This is a genomic window from Kitasatospora sp. NPDC092948 (genome assembly GCF_044754805.1).
In the GTDB taxonomy this organism is placed as follows: domain Bacteria; phylum Actinomycetota; class Actinomycetes; order Streptomycetales; family Streptomycetaceae; genus Kitasatospora.
Map to the genome: position 1 here is coordinate 650,009 of NZ_JBIVPU010000001.1, position 20,128 is coordinate 670,136.

Consider the following 20,128-nt stretch of genomic DNA (forward strand, 5'->3'; position numbering starts at 1 on the left):
GGGGTCGGTCAGGCCGGCTGCTTCGCCGACCCGTGCAGTTCGGCGGAGAGCGTCGGGTCGTGGATCAGGATGCGCCGGGTGAGATGGGCGAGTTCCGGGCCGGGGTGGACGCCCAGTTCGTCGCGCAGGGTACGACGGGCGGTGTGCAGGACGGCCGCCGCCTCGGCCTGGCGGCCGCTGCGGTACAGGGTGCGGGCGCGCAGCGCCCAGCCGGACTCGCGCAGCGGGGCCTCGGTGGTGAGCAGCGCGCACTCGGTGACGGCCAGCTGGTGGGCGTCCAGGGTGAGCAGCGCGGAGGCCCGGATCTCCCGTGCGGCGCAGCGCAGTTCGGTCAGCCGCCAGCGCTCCGCGTCGAGGAACACCAGGTGCGCGAGGTCGGCGTAGGCCGGGCCGCGCCACAGCGACAGCGCCAGGTCAGCCGCGGCGAGCGCCTCCGCCGGGTGGGTGCGGGCGGAGATCCCGGCGCGTTCGACGAGGGCGGCGAACCGACGGGCGTCGAGTGCGTCCGGGGCGAGCCGCAGGCGGTAGCCGCCGGGCTCGTGGCGCAGCACGGAGGACTCCCGCCCGGCCGGGCGGTGGGGCTCCAGGGCGCGGCGCAGATCGGCCACGCAGGTGTGCAGGGCGTGCCGGGGTCTGGCCGGAAGGCGGTCCTCCCAGACGGCGTCTATCAGGTCCTGCTCGGGGACGACCGCACCGCCCGCGGCGGCCAGTACGGCCAGCACTGCGCGCGGACGGGGCCCGCCGAGCCGCACCCGCGCCCCGTCGGTCGTGGCGGCCATCGGGCCGAGAACCTGCACCGTCGTCTCTGTCGTGGTCGCATCCATGTGCTGAGCCTGGCGGCGCCCGCCCCTCCCGGCCCATTGGGACGGACCCCCGTATTCCGCAACGCGCCCCCATGCCCCCACCCCCCACCCCCGGGGGACCGCCGGTCCCGCCGCCGGAATATGGGGGCCGGCCCCCATGTAGTGGGGGCAGCCCGGCGGCCATGCTCTTCACCATGACCGATTCCACAGCCACCTGGGGCCGGCAGGGTGAAGGCGCCTGGTGGGCACCGGCGTTGACCCTGACCGAACGCCTGACCGGCGCGGCCGGCGGCCCGACCGGCGGCCCGGCCGCCGAGCGGCTGCCGCGCCCCGCGGCCGGCCCCGCGGCGGTAGCCGCCCCGGATGCCGCGGCCGGTTCCGCGGCCGCCTCCGTGGCCGGGCTCGTGTCCGGTTCCGTGTCCGGCTCCGTGGCCGGGCTCGTGTCCGGCTTCGTGCTCGCCGAGGCCGAGGCCCAGGCCCCGGCGGCCGACGCGGCGCGGACGGGGTCCGCGGACCGCCGACTCGCCGCCTGGGAGCGGGAGTTCGACGGACGCCTGGACGAGTGGCTGGACGATCTGGGCGCGGACCGGGACCGGCTGCGGGCGCTGCTGGCCGAGCCGGCGGACCGCCTGGCGGCGCGGACCGGGGAGCAGCCCGACTGGGCGGCCTTCGTCCGGCGCGCGGTGGCCGCCGCGCCCGTCGACCCGGACACCTCCGGCGACGAGCCGCGGTCGGGGGCGGACGGGTTCACGGCCGTGCTGGCCCCGTTCACCGCCGCCGCCCTGGGTGCGCTGCGCGCCGACCCGAACTGGCAGGCCGTCAAAGAGCACGCCGAACTGTCCGCCCTGGAAGCGGACTTCGAGCAGAGCCTGACGTCCCGACTGGTGCGGATCGCCAGCCGGACCCTGGTGCTGGAACTGAACGTCTCCCGGGTCGGCGGCGCGCTGCACGGGACGAGCGGCGCGGAACGGTTCGCCGACTTCGTCCGGCAGGCCGCGACCCCCGGGCGGCTGGCCGCACTGGCCGCCGAATACCCGGTGCTGGCACGGCTGTTGGCGCACTGCTGCGAGGACACGACGGCCGCCTGGGCCGAACTGGCCGGCCGGTTCACCGCCGACCGGGCGGCCCTGGTCGGGGAACTGTTCGACGGCGTCGACCCGGGCCGGCTGGTTGGGGTCCGGGCCGGCGCGGGCGACCGGCACGCGCACGGCCGGACGGTGGCCGTCCTGCGGTTCGCCGACGGACGGAGCGCGGTGTACAAGCCGCGCCCGCTCGGCGTCCACCGGCACTGGAACCGGCTGCTGCGGCTGCTCGGCGAAGCGGTCCCGAACACCGCGCTGCGCACCCTCGCCGCCCTCGACCGGGACGCCTACGGCTGGCTGGAGTTCGTCGAGCCCGGGCCGTGCGCGGACCGGCGCGGCGTCGAACGCTTCTACCGCCGCCTCGGCATGCAACTGGCGCTGCTGCACGTGCTCGGCGGCACCGACATCCACTACGAGAACCTGATCGCGGCCGGTGACCAGCCCGTCCTGGTCGACCTGGAGACGCTGTTCCACCCCGAGCACGGGCCGGCCGAACCGCTCGGCGGCGACCCGGCGTTGCGGGTGCTCGGCGAGTCCGTGCACCGGATCTCGCTGCTGCCGTTCCCGCTGTTCGGCGAACACGGCGCGCTCGACGTGTCGGGGATCGGCGGCGACGACGGCGCCCCCCTGCCCACGCCCGTCCCGGGCTGGGCGGAGGCCGGCACCGACCGGATGCGGCTGGTGCGCGCCCAGGGCCACCTGCGGCGCGCCGCCAACCGTCCCCGGCTCGACGGGCAGGACGTCGACCCGCAGGAGTACACCGAGGCGCTGGTCGCCGGATTCCGGGCCGGCTACCGGGCGCTCGCCGACGCCGCCCCCCGACTCGCCGCCCCCGGCGGGCTGTTGGAGAGCTTCGCGGCCGACACCGTGCGCGTCGTGGTCCGCCCCACCCGGCGGTACGCGACCCTGCTGGAGGAGTCCACCCACCCCGACGCGCTGCGCGACGGCCTCGACCGCGACCGGCTGCTCGGCCTGCTCTGGCGGGAGTCCGCCGACGACCCCCGGCGCCGCCCGCTGGTCGCCGCCGAACGCGACGAACTCTGGCGCGGAGACGTCCCGTTGTTCACCACCGCGGTCGGCGACGGACGCCTGCACGCCGACGGCCGCCGCTACGGCCCGACCCCCGCCGACAGCGGACTCGACCGCACCAGGCGGCGGTTCGCCGCGCTCGACCGCACCGACCTGTACGACCAGGAGTGGATCGTCCGGGCGGCCCTGGCCACCCGCGCCGGCGGGACCGGCACCGTCCCCGGCACGCCCGACGACCGGCCGCACCCGCCGGTCGCCCCCGACCCGGACCGGCTGGTGGCCGCCGCCTGCGACCTCGCCGACCGCATCCTGGCCCGCGCCCACGGCGACCGGCACCGCGTCAACTGGCTCACCCTGGAACCGATCACCGACCGCCAGTGGGCCCTGATGCCGCAGGGCGCGGCCCTCGACGGCGGCTACCTCGGCACCGCGCTGTTCCTCGCCCAACTGGCCGCCCTCACCGGCACCGCCCGCTACGCCGAGACCGCCCGCCGCGCCGTCCGGCCGCTGCCCGCGCTGCTCGCCGCGCTCGCCGCCGACCCCGCCCAGGTGGACGCCGTCGGCGCGGGCGGATTCACCGGCCTCGGCGGCATCGCCTACGGGCTCGCCCGACTCGACACGCTGCTCGGCGGCGCCGACGGACTCGGCGAGGCCACCGCGACGGCCGTCCGGCTCACCGCCCTGGCCGCCCGCACCGCACCGCCCGAAGACCCGCACCCCGACAGCCAGTTGCTCTCCGGCGACGCCGGCTGCCTGGCCGCGATGCTCGCGGTCCACCGGATCACCGGCGACCCGGAGGCCGCCGCCACCGCCGACCGCTGCGCCCGACGGCTCGCCGCCACCCCCGACCCGACCCCGGACGGAGCCGCCCACCGGCGCTGGGCCCTGCACCGCTACGCGGCCACCGGCCGCACCGTGCAGTTGCCCGCGCCCGGCCCCATCGGGACGCTCGGCCCCGCGGCCCGCCTGGCCGCCGCCCACACGCCCGACACGGTGTCCTCGCCGCCACCGGCCGGACCCGCCGCGGACCACAGCCTGCTGCACGGCGACAGCGCCGCCCTGGAGCTCCTGCTCACCGGCCGGCCCACCGGCGCCGCCACCCGCGCCGCCGTCCTGCTCGGCGACCTCGACCACTCCGGCCCGCGCTGCGCCACACCCGCGGCGATCCCCACCCCGGCCCTGCTCGCCGGCCTCGCCGGCATCGGCCACACACTGCTCCGCCTCGCCCACCCCGCCGACGTTCCCTGCGTCCTGCTGCTGGAACCGCCCCGCGGGTAGCCGCACCCCCCGCTCCACCGACCCACCCCCGGCCCGGTCATCCGTCGGCCGTCCGTTCCGCACGGCCGGCCGCCCTCGGACCGCCTGCCGCATCCCCCCATTTCCTTCAGGAGGACCACCATGACCACCTCGACCCTCGTCGCCCTGTGGAAGAACCCCGAGGCGTGTGCCGACGACCGGGCGGCCCACCCCGCCGGGGAGATCACCCCCTCCCTCGGCCGAGTCGAACTGCCGCGCGTGCGACGGGCGTTGGCGCTGTCGGGCTTCGTGACGCCGAAGCTCGGGGCGTCCGACGGCGGCATCGAGGGCACGGCCGACTGGAGCACCCTCACCTCCATCTCGTTCACCGAGAACTGACAACAGTGCAAAAGGGCCCATGGCCCGGTGACGGCACGGGCGGTTAGCCTGCGTCAATGCTCACCTCCTCCCCTTATGTCGTGGGTCGTGCCGAGGAACTGCGGGTCCTGCTCGACGGGTTGATCGACGCCCGCCGGGGGCGGGGACGCGCGGTGTTCGTCGGCGGCGAAGCCGGCATCGGCAAGACCCGGCTGACCGCCGACTGCGCCTACCGGGCGGTCGCGGACGGGATGGCGGTCCTGCGCGGCCGGGGCAGCAGCGCCGGCGCACCGGTGCCGTTCCGGCCGATAGCCGAGGCACTGCTGTCGCTGTTCCGGGTGAGCGGCCCGCCGCAGGACCCGGCGCTCACGCCGTACCGGTCCGCCCTGGCGGCCCTGGTCCCGGACTGGCGGGTCGAGCAACGCCCGGCCACCCCACCCTCGTTGACCGACATCGCCGAGGCGCTGCTGCGACTCCTCGGCGCGGTCGGCCGGGAGGACCCGGACCGGCCGCCGCGCGGCTGCCTGCTGATCGTCGAGGACCTGCACGAGGCGGACGCGGAGACCCTCGCCGTGCTCGACTACGTGATCGACAACCTCGACGGCCTCCCGGTCCTGCTGGTCGCCACCCTGCGTCAACACCCCTGCCCCGCCCTCGACCTGGCACTCGACGCGGCCGCCCGCCGACAGGCCCGACGGCTCGACCTCGTCCCGCTCGACGACTCGCAGACCGCCGAACTCGCCGCCGCCTGCCTGTCCGCCGCCCCCGGCGCGCTGCCCGCCGCCGTGGTCGAGCGGGTGGTCCGGGACGCCGGCGGAAACCCCTTCGTGATCGAGGAGTTGCTGAGCGGAATGGTCACCGCCGGGGCGCTGCGCCGCGACCCGGTGCGGGGGTGGGAGGTGTTCGGCGACGTCGCCACCGGGGTGCCCACCACGGTGGTGCGCAGCGTCGTGCAGCGAGCCGCCCGGATCGACCCGGCCGGCCGGGAGATGCTCAACGTCGCCGCGGTGCTGGGACGGCGCTTCGCCCTGCCGGTGCTGCAACTGGTCACCGGGCTGGACGACCGCAGCCTGCTGATCCACCTGCGGGCCGGGATCGACGCCCGGCTGCTGTCGCCCAGCGGGCCGGTCGCCGACCGGTACGAGTTCCGGCACGCGATGGTCGCGGACGCGCTGCTGGCCGACCTGCTGCCCGCCGAGCGGGCCGCGATCGCCCGGCGCGCGGCCGGCGAGGTGGAACGCGCCTACCCCGGACTGCCGGGCGAGTGGAGGCAGTTGGTGGCCGTACTGCGCCAGTCCGCGGGCGAACCGGAGGCCGCCGCCCGGCTGTTCGCCGAGGCCGCCGAGGAGGCCCGGCTGGGCGGGGCGACCGAGTCCGCCGTCGCGCTGCTGGAACGCGCCCTGGAACTGGTCGGCGGGGACGGCGCCGCCACGGCCGCCACCAGCGCGATCCGCGAGCAGCTGGTGCACGCCCTCGCCGACAGCGGCCGGTTCGACCAGGCCTGCGACCTCGCCCGGACGCTCCCGCTGGGCGGCCCGGCCGCGCTCGGCGACGACCGCACCGCCGCCCTGCACCTGCGGCTGGCCCGGGCCGCCGTCACCGCCGGCCGCCTCGCGGACGCGGCCGAACAGGCCGCCCTGGTCCGCACCCTGCTCGGCCCGACGGCCGGCCCCGAACGGACCTGCGCCCTCGAGGTGGTGGAGGCCCACCTCGCCCTGGCCGGCGTCGGCAGCCCCGCACCGGACCTCGCAACCGCCCAGGGCGGGGTGCCGGACGGCGAGCTGCGGACCGCCGCCGCCGAGCGACTGGCCCGCCGCGCCGCCGAACGGGCCGAGGCCGCCGGCCTGGCCGAAATCGCCTGCCAGGCCTGGCAGTTGCTCGCCCTGCTGGAGCGCCGGCACGGCTTCGACCGGGCCGACGCCTGCCTGCGGCGGCTGCTCGACCTGGCCGCCCGGCACCACCTCCCCGGCTGGCAGGTGGACGCCCAACTGCGGCTCGGCGTCAACGAATTCATGCAGGTCGGCGAGTCCGTCCAACTGGAGCGGGCGCACCGGGCCGCGCTCGACCTGGGCGCGCTCGACCTGGTCCGCTCCGCCGAGTCGACGCTCGCCATGCACGCCGTGCTGCGCGGCGACTACGCCCGGGCCCGCACGCTCACCGACCAGGGCCTGGAGGCCAGCGGCCGACTCCGCAACGTCGACCACCACCAGTTCCTGCTGGTGACCCGCGCGATGGTGGCCGCCCACCAGGGGCGCCGGTCCGAAATGGCCGACGTGCTGGCCGAGTTCGACCGGTGGGACGGCGCGGAGTCGCTGCAACTGCCGCTCGCCTACGGCAACTGCCGGGCGGTGTGCGCCCTGTTGGAGGAGGACCGGGCGCTGGCCCTCGACGAGTTCGACCTGGCCCGCCGCTGGGAGGACCGGTACCCGTCGGTCTTCTACCTCAACGGCGCACACGGCCTGCACCCGCTGCTGCGCGCGCTGGCCGGCGCCGAGTCCGCCGAGGAGCACGCCCGGACCGCCGCCGACCACGCCGCCGGGCTGGCCTGGAACCGGCAGTTCGAACGGCTCGCGCACGCCGTCCACCTGGGCCGGGCCGGGCAGGCCGACGCCGCCGCCGAGGCCGTCGCGGAGGCCGCCCGGGCGGCCCGCCCGTTCGCGATGGCCCGTCACCTGGGGCTGCGGCTGGTCGCGGAGGCCGCGCTCGCCGACGGCTGGGGCGAACCGGTGGGGTGGCTGCGCAGCGCCGAGGACTACTTCCACCGGGCCGGCGTGCCGGCCGTCGGAGCGGCCTGCCGCCGCCTGCTGCGCGAGGCCGGGGCCGGCGTCCCGCAGCGGCGCACCGGCACCGAGCAGGTCCCCGAGCCGCTGCGCGAACGGCGGGTGACGGTGCGGGAGTACGAGGTGATGCTGCTGGTCGCGCAGCGGCTCGGCAACCAGGACATCGCCGCCCGGCTCAGCATCTCGCCGCGGACGGTGGAGAAGCACGTGGCCAGCCTGCTGGAGAAGGCCGGCCAGCCGAACCGGACGGCCCTCGCGGACTGGGCGGCCCGCAACACCTCCGCCTGACACCGCGGCCGCCCCGGGAAAGGCCCCCGGGGCGGCCGGGACGGGGCGGGTTCAGGCGGCGGTAGGGCGGCCGCGGCGGATCCGGTTCAGGCGGCGGCGGGGCGGCCGATCGAGCAGACCAGTTCGCCGTCCCGGGCGTCCGCGACGATGGTGTCGCCGGGCTGGAGGTCGCCGGAGAGCAGCATGGTGGCGAGCCGGTTGTCCAACTGGGTCTGGATGGTGCGGCGCAGCGGCCGGGCGCCGAACTCGGGCTGGTGGCCGCGGTCGACCAGCCAGTGCTTCGCCGCCTCGGTGACGTCGAGTTCGAGACCCTGCGCCTTCACCCGCCGCTCGGAGTTGGCGAGCATCAGGTCGACGATGCGCATCAGGTCCTCCTCGCCGAGCGCGTCGAAGACGATGATGTCGTCGATCCGGTTGAGGAACTCCGGCAGGAAGCGGCCGCGCAGCTCGGCCATCAGCCGGTCGCGGATCTCGTCGGTCTCGCCGCGGTGCGAGAGGATCAGCTGCGAGCCGATGTTGGAGGTCATGATGACCACCGTGTTGCGGAAGTCCACGGTGCGGCCCTGGGCGTCCGTCAGCCGTCCGTCGTCGAGGACCTGGAGCAGCGCGTTGAACACGTCCGGGTGGGCCTTCTCCACCTCGTCGAACAGCAGCACGCTGTACGGGCGGCGGCGGACCGCCTCGGTGAGCTGACCGGCCTCCTCGTAGCCGACGTAGCCGGGCGGGGCGCCGACCAGCCGGGAGACGGTGTGCTTCTCCTGGAACTCGCTCATGTCGAAGCGCACCAGCCGGTTCTCGTCACCGAAGATCAACTCGGCCAGGGCCTTGGCGAGTTCGGTCTTGCCGACGCCGGTCGGGCCGAGGAACAGGAACGAGCCGACCGGGCGGTTCGGGTCGGCCATCCCGGCCCGGCTGCGGCGGACCGCCTCGGAGACCGCCACCACCGCCTTGTCCTGGCCGATCACCCGGGCGTGCAGCTGCTCCTCCAGCTTGAGCAGCCGGGCCTTCTCGTCCTCGGTGAGCTGGGACACCGGGATGCCGGTCTGCCGGGACAGCACGTCGGCGATGTCGTCCACGGTGACCGAGACGACGCCCTCGCGGCGCTCCTCGATCTCGGCGTTCTGCGACTCCAGGTCGGCGATCCGGTTCTTCAGCTCGGAGGCGCGGGCGAAGTCCTCGGCGGCCACGGCCTCGTCCTTCTCGCGGCGCAGCTTGGCGAGTTCGTCCTCCCGGCCGATCACCTCGGTGGAGCGCCCCAGGCCGCGCAGCCGCACCCGGGCGCCGGCCTGGTCCATCAGGTCGATGGCCTTGTCGGGCAGGAAGCGGTCGGAGACGTACCGGTCGGACAGGTCGGCGGCGGCGCGCAGCGCGTCGTCGGTGAACCGGACCTGGTGGTGGGCCTCGTAGGAGTCGCGCAGGCCCTGGAGGATCTGCACGGTCTCCTCGACGGACGGCTCGGGGATCAGCACCGGCTGGAAGCGGCGCTCCAGGGCCGCGTCCTTCTCGATGTGCTTGCGGTACTCGTCGATCGTGGTGGCGCCGATGACGTGCAGCTCGCCGCGGGCCAGGGCCGGCTTGAGCATGTTGCCGGCGTCCATCGCGCCCTCGCCGCCGGCGCCCGCGCCGACCACGGTGTGCAGCTCGTCGATGAACAGGATGGTCGAGTCGGCGGCCTCCCGGACCTCGTCGATGACGTTCTTCAGCCGCTCCTCGAACTCGCCGCGGTACTTGGAGCCCGCGACCAGGCCGGACAGGTCCAGCGAGACCACCCGGCGGTCCTTGAGCGTGGTGGGGACGTCGCCGGCGATCACCCGCTGGGCGAGGCCCTCGACGATGGCGGTCTTGCCGACGCCGGGCTCGCCGATCAGCACCGGGTTGTTCTTGGAGCGGCGGGAGAGGATCTCGATGGTCTGCTCGATCTCCTCGGCCCGGCCGACCACCGGGTCCAGCCGGCCGAGCTTGGCGTCCTCGGTCAGGTCGCGGCCGTACTCGTCCAGGGTCGGCGTCTTGCTGTCCTCCTTCGCCGGGACGCCGCGCTCGCCGCGGGCGGCGGCCGCCTCGGCGCCGCGCTGCAGCCGGGCGGCGTCGGCGCCGTGCGCCGACAGCAGGCGGCCGGCCGCCGAGTCCGGGTCGTCCAGCAGGGCGGCCAGGATGTGCTCCGGCCCGATGTACGAGACGCCGGCGGCCTGCGAGCGGGCGTGCGCGCCGATCAGCACCCGCTTGGCGGCCGGCGTCAGCCCGGGCTCCACGGACGGGTCCGCCTCGCCGGCCGGCAGCGACCGCTCGATGGTGGCGGCCAGCTTGTCGGGGTCGGCGCCGGCCTGGGCGAGCAGCGAGCGCGCCGGATCCGTCAGGGTCGCCGCCCACAGCAGGTGCGGGGTGTCGAGATCGGTACTGCCGTCCTCCTGGGCGCGCAACTCGGCACGGCCGATCAGGTCCCGGGCGGACTCGGTGAGCAGCCGCCCGATCGGGACCCGCTGGACGGCGGGCGGGGCGGCGGCCGGATTCAGGCCGAAGAATCGGTTGAGCAGTTCGGAGAAGGCGTCGTTGGAGCCGAGTGAGCCGAAGCCGGGCATGGTCATTGTGAGGGCACTCCCATGGGCGGACGGGCAGCGGTCTCACAGAACTATGTCAATCCGTTATATACGTCGCAAAGCGGCGCGATCCGGACAGGTGGCGGAGTGCCGGACTCATCCAGCCCCCGGCAGGCTCCCAGGAAGCTTTCAGGAACTTGGGACAGCCATTACCCGGGCATGGGACGCTGATGGCCTGAACATCCGACGGGCACCCCGGGCCGACCGCCGCCCGGGGTGCCCGTCCGTGCCACCGGCCCAGGGGGAAGCCATGCCGACCACGGACCGCGCCGCCCGGCGCCGGACTCTCGACGCGCTCCTGCGGCGCTCCCCGCTCCAGCCCGCCTTCCGGGCCCGGGCCGCCCGCCGCCTCGCCGTCCTCGCCTACCACGGCGTCGACGACCCCGCCGCGTTCCGCGCCCAGATGGAACACCTGGCCCGCACCGCCAACCCCGTCGGCCCCGACCAGGTCGCCCGCGCCGCCGAACACCGCCGCCCGCTGCCGCCCCGCAGTGTGCTGGTCACCTTCGACGACGGCGACCCCACCGTCCTCACCCGCGCCCTGCCCGTCCTCGCCCGACTGCGCATCCCCGCCGCCGCGTACGTCATCACCGACCTGATCGACAGCGACCACCCGTACTGGTGGACCGAAGCCGCCCACCTGATCCGACGCGGCGGCCACACCCGCGTCCTGCGCGGCCTCGGCCCCGACGCCGCCGTGCACCGCCTCAAGGCCCTGCCCGACGCCCAACGGCTCACCTCCCTCGCCGAGTTGCGCGCCACCGCGAAGCGGCAGGCGCCCCGGCAACGGCAGTTGACCGCCGCCGAACTGCGCGAACTCGCCGACGGCGGCCTGACCATCGGCAACCACACCGCCTCCCACCCCTGCCTGGACCGCTGCGACGACGACCACCTCGACGCCCAACTCGTGCGCGCCCACGACCGGTTGACCACCTGGCTCGGCCACCCGCCGACCACCTTCGCCTACCCCAACGGCAACCACGACCCGCGCGCCGAGACCGTGCTGCGCATCCTCGGCTACCGCACCGCCTACCTCTTCGACCACCGCCACACCGCACTCGCCCCCGCCGACCGCCTGCGCATCAGCCGCCTGCGCGTCAACTCGCACACCGGCCGCGACCGCTTCGACACCATCCTCTCGGGCCTCCACCCGGCCATCCACCGCCTGCGCGGCGGGAGTTGAGGGGGTGGGGGAGGGGAAGGCGGGTCGGAGAGTCCGGCGGTCGGCGGACAACGGTCGGCGGACAACGGTCGGCGGTCAACGGTCGGCGGTTGGTGAAGGCGGAGAGAGGAGCGTGCCGTGACAGCGGCGCCGGAGATACTGCGCACGGACGAGCTGGGCGACGAACTCGTCCGGGGGTGGCGGAAGTTGATCGCCGACGACCCGGAGGGTTCGTGGTTCGCCGGACCGGACTGGGTGCTGGCGTGGTGGCGGACGCTCGGCGCCGGGCAGCGGGGCGAGATCGCGGTGTGGCGAGGGGCGGACGGCGAGGTCGAGGCAGTGGTGCCGCTGGCGCGGGCCCGGGCACGGGTGCACCACCGGGTGCCGTTCGGGGTGCCGGTGGTGACGCTGCTCGGGGCCGGGCCCGGCGCGGCCGATCACTGCGGGCCCGCCGTCCGGCCGCACCGACGGGACGAAGTGGCCGCGTGGCTGGCTCGGCGGGCGCGGCGGCACACCCTGTGGCTGCCCGCGCTGGACCTGGCGCACCGCGACCTGCTGCCCCCCGGCGCCCGGCCCGTCACCCGGACCGCCTGCCCGCGACTCGACCTCACCGTCGGGCCCGACCGGCTCGGCTCGCGCGACTTCCGGGCCGCCAACCGGCGCGCCCACCGTCGGCTGGCCGCCGCCGGCGTCACCTTCGAATGGCTCCCGCCCGCAACCGCCGCGCCCGCCGTGCTGGACGAACTGCTCCGCCTGCACCGGCTGCGCCGCCAGGCCGCCGCCGGCGGGGTCAGCAGCTTCGACGCGGGCCGGCTGCCGCTGCACCGGGCACTGCTGTCCGGCGCCGTGTCCGACTGCGGTCCGGCCTTCCAACTCGCCCGCCACGAGGGGGAGTTGATCGGCGTGCTGTACGGGTTCCGGTGGGCCGACCGGTTCGCCTACTACCAGATCGGCTGGGACCAGAGGTGGGCCGCCGAATCGCTGGGCACCGCCCTGATCGACGCGGCGGTGCGCACCTGCGCGGCGGACGGCGTACGGATCTTCGACTTCCTGCGCGGCGACGAGCCGTACAAGTACCGGTTCGGCGCGCAGGACCGCACCGACACCGGCTGGCTGCTGCCGCGAGGCCCCGGCGGGGCACTGCTAGGCCTCAAGTACCGTCTGCTCAGGGCTGGATGACGCCGTCCAGGTACACCCACTCGCCCTGGTGGCGGACGAAGCGGCTGTTCTCGTGCATCGAACCGGCCCGCCCGCGCTCGCGGTAGTGGGCGCGGAACTCGACGGTGCCGTCCTGGTGGAACGGCCCGCCGTCGGTGGCGCCGAGGATCTCCAGGCGCTCCCAGCGCAGCGACGGGTCGAAGTCGACGGACGCGGGCCGGGTGTCCGGGTGCCAGGACCGCAGCAGGTACGGCTCGTCCCGCACCGCGAAGGCACTGAACCGCGAGCGCATCAACTGCTCGGCACTGCTCGCGGCGGCTTCGCCGCGGTGCAGCCGCCCGCAGCAGTCGGCGTACGCGGCGGACAGACCGCACGGGCAGGCGGCGGGCGTGGCGGCAGGGGAGGCGGAGGGGGTGCGTCGGCGGGCCATGGCCACCATTATCGCCGCCGGCTGCGGTGCCCCGGGCCTGCCACTGCCTCCGGTGCGGGCCGCGCTCGTCCGCGGTCAGTCGGAGGCGGGGATGCCCGGCGGGAACCCGCAGGCGTCGATCAGGTCGAAGATCAGCTCCTCGACGAACGGGTCCGCCCGCTTGACCAGGACGTCCGCGAGCGCGACCGGGTCGGCGGCGAAGCCGGCCTCGGCGGCCCACCGGGCGATGTGTTCGGCGGCGCCGGGCTCCGGCTCGGGGATGCCGTAGTCGGCCGCCATGACGGGGTCGAGCATGGTCGACCAGCGCGCCCCGGACGGCGCCAGGCCGACGACCTCGCACACGTCGCTGTCCATGACGTTCGCCAGCAGGACGGGGGCGCCGGTGGTTTCGACGAGCTGTCGGTACGGCTGGAGCGAGTCGCTGCGCAGGCCGTGGTGGATCTGCAGGGTCTGCCAGCCGCCGGGGCGCGGCGTGCACTCGGTCACGCAATCCGCGTAGCCCTCTGCGCAATCGGTCGCGAACACGGCCAGCTCGCGGAGCGGCCGGTCACTGCGGGCCAGGACGAATTCTCCGGTGAAACCCATGTCTCCTCTTCGGGCGATTCCTCGACCGATTCCTCGACCGATTCCTCGATCGGTTCTTCGATCGATGTGCGGAGACTAGGCGCTCGCGCTGACAGCCAGGTGCGCGGACGGGCGTGCCGGACGGGCGCGGTGCGGGCGCTGCGGGGCAGGATGGGCGGGTCCGCGCCCGGACGGTGCGGACGGCGACCGGTCGGCGAAGGGGACTGTGATGAGCGACCACCACCACAACGTGCTGCTGCTCGGCTTCACCGACCAGGAGGCGTGCCGGCGGGCGTACGAGGACGCGATGCACCTGCCGGGAGTGCGGCAGGTGGCGGTGCTGGAACGCAGCGCCGAGGGGATCGTCGACATTCCGGAGAGCCACATTCGCGGGGCGGGCGTGCCGACCGTCGGATCGGGCCTGGTGGGCGGTCTGGTCGGGTTGCTCGGCGGCCCGATCGGGGTGCTGCTGGGCTTCGCGGCCGGTGCGGCGATCGGCAACGCCGCCGAGCAGACCGAGATGACCGACGGCGGTGCGGGCCTGATCGTGCTGTCGTCCCGGGTGGAGAACGGGCGGGCGCTGCTGGTGCTGGACCTGGTCGAGCACGACCTCGCACCCGCCGACGAGCTGGCCGCGAAGTACGGGGCCCCGGTGGAGCGGATCTCCGCCGAGCAGTTCGCCGAGCAGGTGCGGGCCGCCAAGGAGCGGGCCGAGCAGGGCTGACGGCCGGGCAGGGCTGACCACCGAGCGGTGCCGGCGGCCCAGCGGAGCTGACGGCCGAGCAGGGCTGACCACCGAGCGGTGCCGGCGGCCCAGCGGAGCTGACGGCCGGGCAGAGCTGCCGGCCGAGGCGAGCTGACGGCCCGGCGGGCTTGAGGACCAGGCGGGCTTGAGGGGCGGGGCAGCGCTGACGGCCGGGCGGGGCTGAGGGCGGATCGGGATCAGGGGCGGTGGCCCTCGCGGAGCTTCTCCAGGTCGCGGCGGTCGCGCTTGGTGGGCCGGCCGGCGCCGCGGTCGCGCCGGCCGATCTCGGCGGGCCGTTCGGTGCGGGGCGGCGGAGGCGGGCTGTGGTCCACGTAGCAGGTCTCGGCGACGGGGGCGCCGACCCGCTTGGCGATCGGGCGCACCACTCGGACGATCCGTTCCAGGCCCTCGATCCGGACCCGGACGTCGTCGCCCGGCTTGACGTGCTGCGCGGGCTTCGCGGTCGCGCCGTTCACCTTCACGTGCCCGGCCCGGCAGGCCGCACCCGCCGCCGAGCGGGTCTTGATCAGCCGGATCGCCCAGATCCAGCTGTCGATCCGTACGCTCGCCTCGTCCGTACTCATGTCCCGACTCTATCGCCGCGCGGTGGCCGCCAAGATCCCCGTTTGGTCTTCGGGAGGCCTCCGGACGGCCTCCGGACGCTCCCCGTCAAGGTTTGTGCAACTAGTTGCAGAGTCGGCCGGGCGACCCCTACCGTTGGGTAACAAATCCTGACCGGAGGCGTCGATGACTGCTGCGTACCCCCACCTGCTGGCCCCGCTCGACCTGGGCTTCACCACCCTGCGGAACCGGGTGGTGATGGGTTCCATGCACGTCGGGCTGGAGGAGGCCGCGAACGGCTTCGAGCGGATGGCCGCGTTCTACGCCGAGCGCGCCCGCGGCGGGGTGGGCCTGATCGTCACCGGCGGCATCGCCCCGAACGAGGCCGGGCGGCCGTGGTCCGGCGGCGCCAAGCTCACCACCGAGCAGGAGGCCGCCGAGCACCGCGCGATCACCGACGCCGTACACGCCGAAGGCGGCAAGATCGCCCTGCAGATCCTGCACTTCGGGCGGTACGCCTACCACGAGGACCTGGTCGCCCCGTCCGCCCTCCAGGCCCCGATCAGCCCGTTCGTCCCGCACGAGCTGACCGAGGCCGAGATCGAGCAGACCGTCGAGGACTTCGCGCGCTGCGCCGAACTCGCCCGCTCCGCCGGGTACGACGGCGTGGAGATCATGGGCTCCGAGGGCTATCTGATCAACGAGTTCATCGCCCGGCAGACCAACCACCGCACCGACGCCTGGGGCGGCTCGTACGAGAACCGGATGCGCTTCCCGATCGAGATCGTCCGCCGGGTGCGCGAACGGGTCGGCGCGGACTTCATCGTCGTCTACCGGCTGTCCATGCTCGACCTGGTGCCCGGCGGCTCCACCTTCGACGAGGTGGTGCGGCTCGCCGAGGAGGTCGAGGCGGCCGGCGCCACCATCATCAACACCGGCATCGGCTGGCACGAGGCGCGGATCCCCACCATCGCCACCTCGGTGCCGCGCGGCGCGTTCGCCTGGGTCACCAAGAAGCTGATGGGCCGGGTCGGCATCCCGCTGGTCACCACCAACCGGATCAACACCCCGGAACTCGCCGAGGAGTTGCTCGCCACCGGCCACGCCGACCTGGTCTCGCTGGCCCGCCCGATGCTCGCCGACGCCGCCTTCGTCAACAAGGCCGCCGCGGGCACCCCCGAGGCCATCAACACCTGCATCGGCTGCAACCAGGCCTGCCTGGACCACACCTTCAGCGCGAAGATCACCTCCTGCCTGGTCAACCCGCGCGCCTGCCACGAGACCGAACTCGTGCTCTCGCCCACGCAGTTGCGCAAGCGGATCGCCGTCGTCGGCGCCGGCCCGGCCGGCCTCGCCTTCGCCGTCTCCGCCGCCGACCGCGGCCACCACGTCACCCTGTTCGACGCCGCGAGCGAGATCGGCGGGCAGCTGAACGTCGCCCGGCGCATCCCCGGCAAGCAGGAGTTCGACGAGACGCTCCGCTACTACCGGCACGAACTCGCCCGCACCGGCGTGGAGTTGCGCCTCGGCGTGACGGCCGACGCGGACGCCCTGACCGGCTGGGACGAGGTCGTGCTCGCCACCGGCGTCACCCCGCGCGTCCCCGAGATCGAGGGCATCGACCACCCCAGCGTGCTCGGCTACCTGGACGTGCTGCGCGACGGCGCGAAGGTCGGCGACCGCGTCGCCGTGATCGGTGCGGGCGGCATCGGCTTCGACGTCGCCGAATACCTCACCGACCCGGGCACCGAGGACTTCCTCGCCAAGTGGGGCATCGACGCCGACCACACCACCCCCGGCGGCCTCGCCGCCCCCGCCCGCCCCGCCGTCCCGCGCACCGTCCACCTGCTCCAGCGCAGGACCGGCAAGATCGGCGCCGGCCTCGGCAAGACCACCGGCTGGATCCACCGCACCGAACTGCGCCACCGCGGCGTCGTGATGGTCCCCGGCGTCGAATACCGCCGCATCGACGACGCCGGCCTGCACCTCGTCGTCGACGGCGCGGAACAGCTCCTCCCCGTCGACACCATCGTCCTCTGCGCCGGCCAGGAACCCCGCCGCGACCTCCTCACCGCCCTCCAGGAGCGCGGCGTCTCGCCGCACCTGATCGGCGGCGCGGACCTCGCCGCCGAACTCGACGCCAAGCGCGCCATCGACCAGGGCACCCGCCTGGCGGCCGCACTCTGACACACCGTCGGGAGGGGGCAGGGGCTGCCCCGTCCCCTCCCGCTCCGGCCTCCCGGGAGTCCGTCGACTCCCTGGATCTCACGGACCGTCAGCATCCGATCACCGATTCGCCGGACGGCAGCTCGCGAGTGCGGCAGGATGAGGTTGTGCCCGCTGCTGACGATCCGGTCTTCGCACTCCTGCGCGCCTCGTTGGATCCCGCCTGCCACACGGCCACCGTGCGTTCCGAGCATCCCGTGTGCCGTGTCGTGGCCGCGACCGCCCGCAAGGACGTCACCGCCAACGGCATGGAGAACATCTCCCTCCTCGCCGCCGGCACCGCCTTCGCCGGCGCCACTGTCGCCGGCCTGTTCGCCGAGCACCACGCCGTCGAACCGGACAAGCTCATGCAGGACCTTCTGGCCAAAGCCGCGGAGGACCGGCGCAACGGACGCGGCGAGGACGTCCCGTGGCTGGACGAGGTGCCCGCAGTCCTCGGCGCCTTCTTCGATCCCGCCACCATCGCCGAGGCTCCGGCGATCATGGCGCGCGCCTGGATCGAGGGCGAGGACAGGTTCTACGACATGATCGTGGACCTGGCCGCGCTGACGGCCGTCATGATGACCTCGCTGATCAACCTCGGGGCCTGCACCCAGGAAGAGATCTTCGCGGAGGTCGGCCGGATCCTCGACCTGGCCGGCGGAGACGACGATCCCGTATGACCGCAGGCCACTGACTCCCTCATCCGCTACGAGAAGGCCGCCCATGAGCAACGACCGAACCCAGTCGGCCCCCGTCGAGGACGAGGACCGGTACCGGAGCGAGACCCGATACCGCCTGGAACTCGCCGAGTTGATCGGCACGGACGAGGCGGCCGAGCAACTTCGAGGAGACCTGCGCACCAAGCGGATCCTGTCACGCCTCCAGCGGGCCCTGGAGTTGGCCGGCCTGCCGATCAGCACCGGACCGGGAGTGTCGGGCGTCCAAATCCTCCCCTGCCTGGACAGCGACAGCTACCCGGCCGGTTCGGTACGGATCGCCTGGAACGAGGGCACCGACCTCGACGCCATGATCGAGACCGCCGAGCCCGGCAGCCCCGCCGACCTTCTCTGCCAAGTGGTCACCTCCACCATGGACAAGGCCGTGGACACCATCCTCCAGGCGGCGGGGCTGCGGACCATCGTCGACTCCCTCGAGGGATTCGTCGTCGTCGCGGGCACGACAGCGAACGCGGGAGCAGAGGAACTCGGCCTCTGACCGAGCAGGCCCCCGAGGGCCTCCGCCGAGGCGGACAGCCGCAACTCCCGGAGCTTTCGTCCGCCACGTCCGGTGCGGACCCGGCGGTCGGCCGCCTGGCCGATGTCCGACGGCAGGAGAGGCAGGTTTCCGCTGACGCCGCAGCCCCCTCCGACCTGTCGGTCCGAGGGGGCCTGGGGGTCGGGGCGGGATCAGTACAGCGAGACGCCGTACGCGGCCGCCGCCGCCGTGACGGGCTGGAAGAACGTGGTGCCGCCGCTGGTGCAGTCGCCGCTGCCGCCGGAGGTCAGGCCGATGGCCTTGGTGCCGTCGTAGAGCGGGCCGCCGGAGTCGCCGCCCTCCGCGCAGACGTTGGTCTGGATCAGACCGCGGACGGTGCTGCCGTCGGAGTAGCGGACGGTGGAGTTCAGGGCGGTGACGGTGCCGCTGTGGGTGCCCGTGGTGGAGCCGGTGCGCTTGACGGACTCGCCGACGTACGCGCTGGCCGCCGAGTAGCCGCCGGGGTGGCTGGCCGAGGCGCTGCTGTACTGCACCAGCGCGTAGTCGGTGCCCGGGAAGCTGGAGCTGACGGTGGATCCGACCACCGAGCTCTGGGCGGAGTTGCTGTACCAGGTGCTCGCGATGTTGCCGCAGTGGCCGGCGGTCAGGAAGTAGTACGTGCCGCCCTTGACCACGTTGAAGCCCAGCGAACACCGGTAGCCGCCACCGTAGATGGCCGCACCCGCCGACAGCAGCGGGTTGAACGTTCCTGCAGTGCGCTCGATCTTGAGGTGCTTCGTCCCGACGGCCCGGCTCAGCTCGGCGAGCGCGGCCGGGGTGACGCTGCTGTCCGCCGTCACGACGACCTGGCCGGTGGCCTGGTCGGTGTGCCAGGCGATGCCGTTCACGCCGGCCTGCTCGACCGCGCTGTTGGCCTGCGCCAACGCGTCGGCCGCGGACGTGGCGGCGCCGGCGCCGGGCGCCGCGAGGGCGGTGGCCGCGGCGAGCGCGACGGTGACGGCGAACACCCGGCCGCGGACGCGGGACGGGGTGGTGGGGGTGGTGCGCATGGTCCTCACAGTTCTCCTCCTGGGGTGTGGGGGAGGCCCGGCCTGCTGACGGGCCGTGAGGCGCGGGCAGGCGCGATCGGGACCGGTCGACTCCCGGCCCATTTCTGATCTGCCCCTGACAAGCGCTACCCGGGAGTATTCGTCAGGAGCCGGTGCCGCACAAGACCCCCGACCGCGCTTTCCCGGGCACCACCGCCGCGTTGCCCCGGGCGCCGCCGCCGTGTTGCCCCGGGTGCCACCACCGCGGTTTCCCGGGCGTCGCCGCCGCGCTGCCCCCGGGTGCCGGACGCCGCCGTGCGGCCCGCGCCCCGTACCATCGCCGCATGTCACTGCCGCACGCGATCCTCACCGCCCTGCTGGAGAAGCCGTCCTCGGGGCTGGAGTTGACCCGGCGGTTCGACCGGTCGATCGGGTTCTTCTGGTCGGCCACCCACCAGCAGATCTACCGCGAGCTGGGACGGTTGGAGCGCGAGGGGCTGGTGCGGGCCGCGGGGCCGGGGGCGGGGCGGGGGCAGCGCAAGGAGTACGAGGTGCTGCCGGCCGGGCGGGCGCGGCTGCGCGAGTGGGTCGGGCAGGCGCAGGACCCGAAGCCGATCCGGGATCCGCTGCTGCTGCGGCTGCGCGCCGCGGCGGTGCTCGGCGTGGACGGCCTGGACGAGGAGCTGGCGCGCCACCGGGAGCTGCACCGGGCGCAGTTGGCCGAATACCTGGAGATCGAGCGCCGCGACTTCCCGCCGGAGAAGGCGGAAACGGAGAACCGCCTGCAGCACATGGTGCTGCAGGCGGGTATCCAACTGGAGTCGTTCTGGCTGACCTGGCTGGACCAGGCGCTGGAACGGAGTTGAG

At 74.7% G+C, this 20,128-nt stretch carries 16 protein-coding genes; 10 read left to right on the forward strand and 6 right to left on the reverse strand.

Going from position 1 to position 20,128, the window contains the following annotated elements; genetic code table 11:
* Window positions 1–8: 8 nt before the first annotated feature.
* Window positions 9–824 (reverse strand): BTAD domain-containing putative transcriptional regulator, encoded by an 816-nt coding sequence (locus ACIQF6_RS02420; RefSeq protein ID WP_400889150.1) that lies wholly within the window; start codon window positions 822–824, stop codon window positions 9–11.
* A 173-nt stretch (window positions 825–997) separates the two neighbouring features.
* Here ACIQF6_RS02420 and ACIQF6_RS02425 point away from each other — a divergent pair, with 173 nt between their 5' ends.
* The 3 genes from ACIQF6_RS02425 to ACIQF6_RS02435 all read left to right on the forward strand — a co-directional run bounded on the left by ACIQF6_RS02425 (window position 998) and on the right by ACIQF6_RS02435 (window position 7,596).
* Window positions 998–4,192, forward strand: coding sequence for a type 2 lanthipeptide synthetase LanM family protein (locus ACIQF6_RS02425; RefSeq protein ID WP_400889153.1), 3,195 nt, complete (start codon window positions 998–1,000; stop codon window positions 4,190–4,192).
* Between the two features lie 120 nt (window positions 4,193–4,312).
* The gene (locus tag ACIQF6_RS02430; protein WP_400889156.1) at window positions 4,313–4,549 is read left to right on the forward strand and encodes a hypothetical protein; all 237 of its coding nucleotides are present in this window, start codon (window positions 4,313–4,315) and stop codon (window positions 4,547–4,549) included.
* Between the two features lie 56 nt (window positions 4,550–4,605).
* Entirely contained in the window at window positions 4,606–7,596 is a 2,991-nt protein-coding gene (locus ACIQF6_RS02435) for a helix-turn-helix transcriptional regulator (RefSeq protein WP_400889159.1), read from the forward strand.
* Window positions 7,597–7,682: 86 nt separating this feature from the next.
* Here the strand turns inward: ACIQF6_RS02435 and ACIQF6_RS02440 are convergent, their stop codons facing one another.
* Window positions 7,683–10,178, reverse strand: a complete 2,496-nt coding sequence (locus ACIQF6_RS02440; protein ID WP_400889162.1) for an ATP-dependent Clp protease ATP-binding subunit — start codon at window positions 10,176–10,178, stop codon at window positions 7,683–7,685.
* 262 nt (window positions 10,179–10,440) lie between these two features.
* Here ACIQF6_RS02440 and ACIQF6_RS02445 point away from each other — a divergent pair, with 262 nt between their 5' ends.
* Window positions 10,441–11,373 (forward strand): polysaccharide deacetylase family protein, encoded by a 933-nt coding sequence (locus ACIQF6_RS02445; RefSeq protein WP_400889165.1) that lies wholly within the window; start codon window positions 10,441–10,443, stop codon window positions 11,371–11,373.
* A gap of 117 nt (window positions 11,374–11,490) precedes the next feature.
* Window positions 11,491–12,531, forward strand: coding sequence for a GNAT family N-acetyltransferase (locus ACIQF6_RS02450; RefSeq protein ID WP_400889168.1), 1,041 nt, complete (start codon window positions 11,491–11,493; stop codon window positions 12,529–12,531).
* Here ACIQF6_RS02450 and ACIQF6_RS02455 read toward each other — a convergent pair.
* Window positions 12,518–12,940: a YchJ family protein gene (locus ACIQF6_RS02455; RefSeq protein WP_400889171.1), complete on the reverse strand. Its 423-nt coding sequence runs from the start codon at window positions 12,938–12,940 to the stop codon at window positions 12,518–12,520. The genes ACIQF6_RS02450 and ACIQF6_RS02455 overlap by 14 nt on opposite strands.
* 75 nt (window positions 12,941–13,015) lie before the next feature.
* Entirely contained in the window at window positions 13,016–13,525 is a 510-nt protein-coding gene (locus ACIQF6_RS02460; RefSeq protein WP_400889174.1) for a hypothetical protein, read from the reverse strand.
* A 208-nt stretch (window positions 13,526–13,733) separates the two neighbouring features.
* Between ACIQF6_RS02460 and ACIQF6_RS02465 the strand changes: the two genes are divergently transcribed.
* Complete coding sequence (locus ACIQF6_RS02465) at window positions 13,734–14,228, forward strand: hypothetical protein (protein WP_400889177.1); 495 nt, start codon at window positions 13,734–13,736, stop codon at window positions 14,226–14,228.
* A gap of 218 nt (window positions 14,229–14,446) precedes the next feature.
* Here ACIQF6_RS02465 and ACIQF6_RS02470 read toward each other — a convergent pair whose 3' ends face one another.
* Window positions 14,447–14,833, reverse strand: coding sequence for an RNA-binding S4 domain-containing protein (locus tag ACIQF6_RS02470; RefSeq protein ID WP_400889180.1), 387 nt, complete (start codon window positions 14,831–14,833; stop codon window positions 14,447–14,449).
* A gap of 163 nt (window positions 14,834–14,996) precedes the next feature.
* Between ACIQF6_RS02470 and ACIQF6_RS02475 the strand changes: the two genes are divergently transcribed.
* The 3 genes from ACIQF6_RS02475 to ACIQF6_RS02485 all read left to right on the forward strand — a co-directional run bounded on the left by ACIQF6_RS02475 (window position 14,997) and on the right by ACIQF6_RS02485 (window position 18,233).
* Window positions 14,997–16,997, forward strand: a complete 2,001-nt coding sequence (locus tag ACIQF6_RS02475) for an FAD-dependent oxidoreductase (RefSeq protein WP_400889183.1) — start codon at window positions 14,997–14,999, stop codon at window positions 16,995–16,997.
* A gap of 146 nt (window positions 16,998–17,143) precedes the next feature.
* Window positions 17,144–17,698, forward strand: a complete 555-nt coding sequence (locus ACIQF6_RS02480; RefSeq protein ID WP_400889186.1) for a hypothetical protein — start codon at window positions 17,144–17,146, stop codon at window positions 17,696–17,698.
* Window positions 17,699–17,741: 43 nt separating this feature from the next.
* The gene (locus ACIQF6_RS02485; RefSeq protein WP_400889189.1) at window positions 17,742–18,233 is read left to right on the forward strand and encodes a hypothetical protein; all 492 of its coding nucleotides are present in this window, start codon (window positions 17,742–17,744) and stop codon (window positions 18,231–18,233) included.
* Between the two features lie 191 nt (window positions 18,234–18,424).
* On the opposite strand, the gene ACIQF6_RS02490 is transcribed toward ACIQF6_RS02485, so the two are convergent.
* On the reverse strand, window positions 18,425–19,291 hold the full coding sequence (locus tag ACIQF6_RS02490; RefSeq protein ID WP_400889191.1) for a S1 family peptidase: 867 nt from the start codon (window positions 19,289–19,291) through the stop codon (window positions 18,425–18,427).
* A 314-nt stretch (window positions 19,292–19,605) separates the two neighbouring features.
* Between ACIQF6_RS02490 and ACIQF6_RS02495 the strand changes: the two genes are divergently transcribed.
* On the forward strand, window positions 19,606–20,127 hold the full coding sequence (locus ACIQF6_RS02495) for a PadR family transcriptional regulator (RefSeq protein ID WP_400889194.1): 522 nt from the start codon (window positions 19,606–19,608) through the stop codon (window positions 20,125–20,127).
* The last annotated feature ends 1 nt before the right edge of the window (window position 20,128 follow it).

Bases quoted from the DNA above. Each gene is read 5' to 3' on its own strand.
- ACIQF6_RS02420 (WP_400889150.1), bottom strand. From the start codon at position 824: ATGGATGCGACCACGACAGAGACGACGGTGCAGGTTCTCGGCCCGATG.
- ACIQF6_RS02425 (WP_400889153.1), top strand. From the start codon at position 998: ATGACCGATTCCACAGCCACCTGGGGCCGGCAGGGTGAAGGCGCCTGG.
- ACIQF6_RS02430 (WP_400889156.1), top strand. From the start codon at position 4,313: ATGACCACCTCGACCCTCGTCGCCCTGTGGAAGAACCCCGAGGCGTGT.
- ACIQF6_RS02435 (WP_400889159.1), top strand. From the start codon at position 4,606: ATGCTCACCTCCTCCCCTTATGTCGTGGGTCGTGCCGAGGAACTGCGG.
- ACIQF6_RS02440 (WP_400889162.1), bottom strand. From the start codon at position 10,178: ATGACCATGCCCGGCTTCGGCTCACTCGGCTCCAACGACGCCTTCTCC.
- ACIQF6_RS02445 (WP_400889165.1), top strand. From the start codon at position 10,441: ATGCCGACCACGGACCGCGCCGCCCGGCGCCGGACTCTCGACGCGCTC.
- ACIQF6_RS02455 (WP_400889171.1), bottom strand. From the start codon at position 12,940: ATGGCCCGCCGACGCACCCCCTCCGCCTCCCCTGCCGCCACGCCCGCC.
- ACIQF6_RS02460 (WP_400889174.1), bottom strand. From the start codon at position 13,525: ATGGGTTTCACCGGAGAATTCGTCCTGGCCCGCAGTGACCGGCCGCTC.
- ACIQF6_RS02465 (WP_400889177.1), top strand. From the start codon at position 13,734: ATGAGCGACCACCACCACAACGTGCTGCTGCTCGGCTTCACCGACCAG.
- ACIQF6_RS02470 (WP_400889180.1), bottom strand. From the start codon at position 14,833: ATGAGTACGGACGAGGCGAGCGTACGGATCGACAGCTGGATCTGGGCG.
- ACIQF6_RS02475 (WP_400889183.1), top strand. From the start codon at position 14,997: ATGACTGCTGCGTACCCCCACCTGCTGGCCCCGCTCGACCTGGGCTTC.
- ACIQF6_RS02485 (WP_400889189.1), top strand. From the start codon at position 17,742: ATGAGCAACGACCGAACCCAGTCGGCCCCCGTCGAGGACGAGGACCGG.
- ACIQF6_RS02495 (WP_400889194.1), top strand. From the start codon at position 19,606: ATGTCACTGCCGCACGCGATCCTCACCGCCCTGCTGGAGAAGCCGTCC.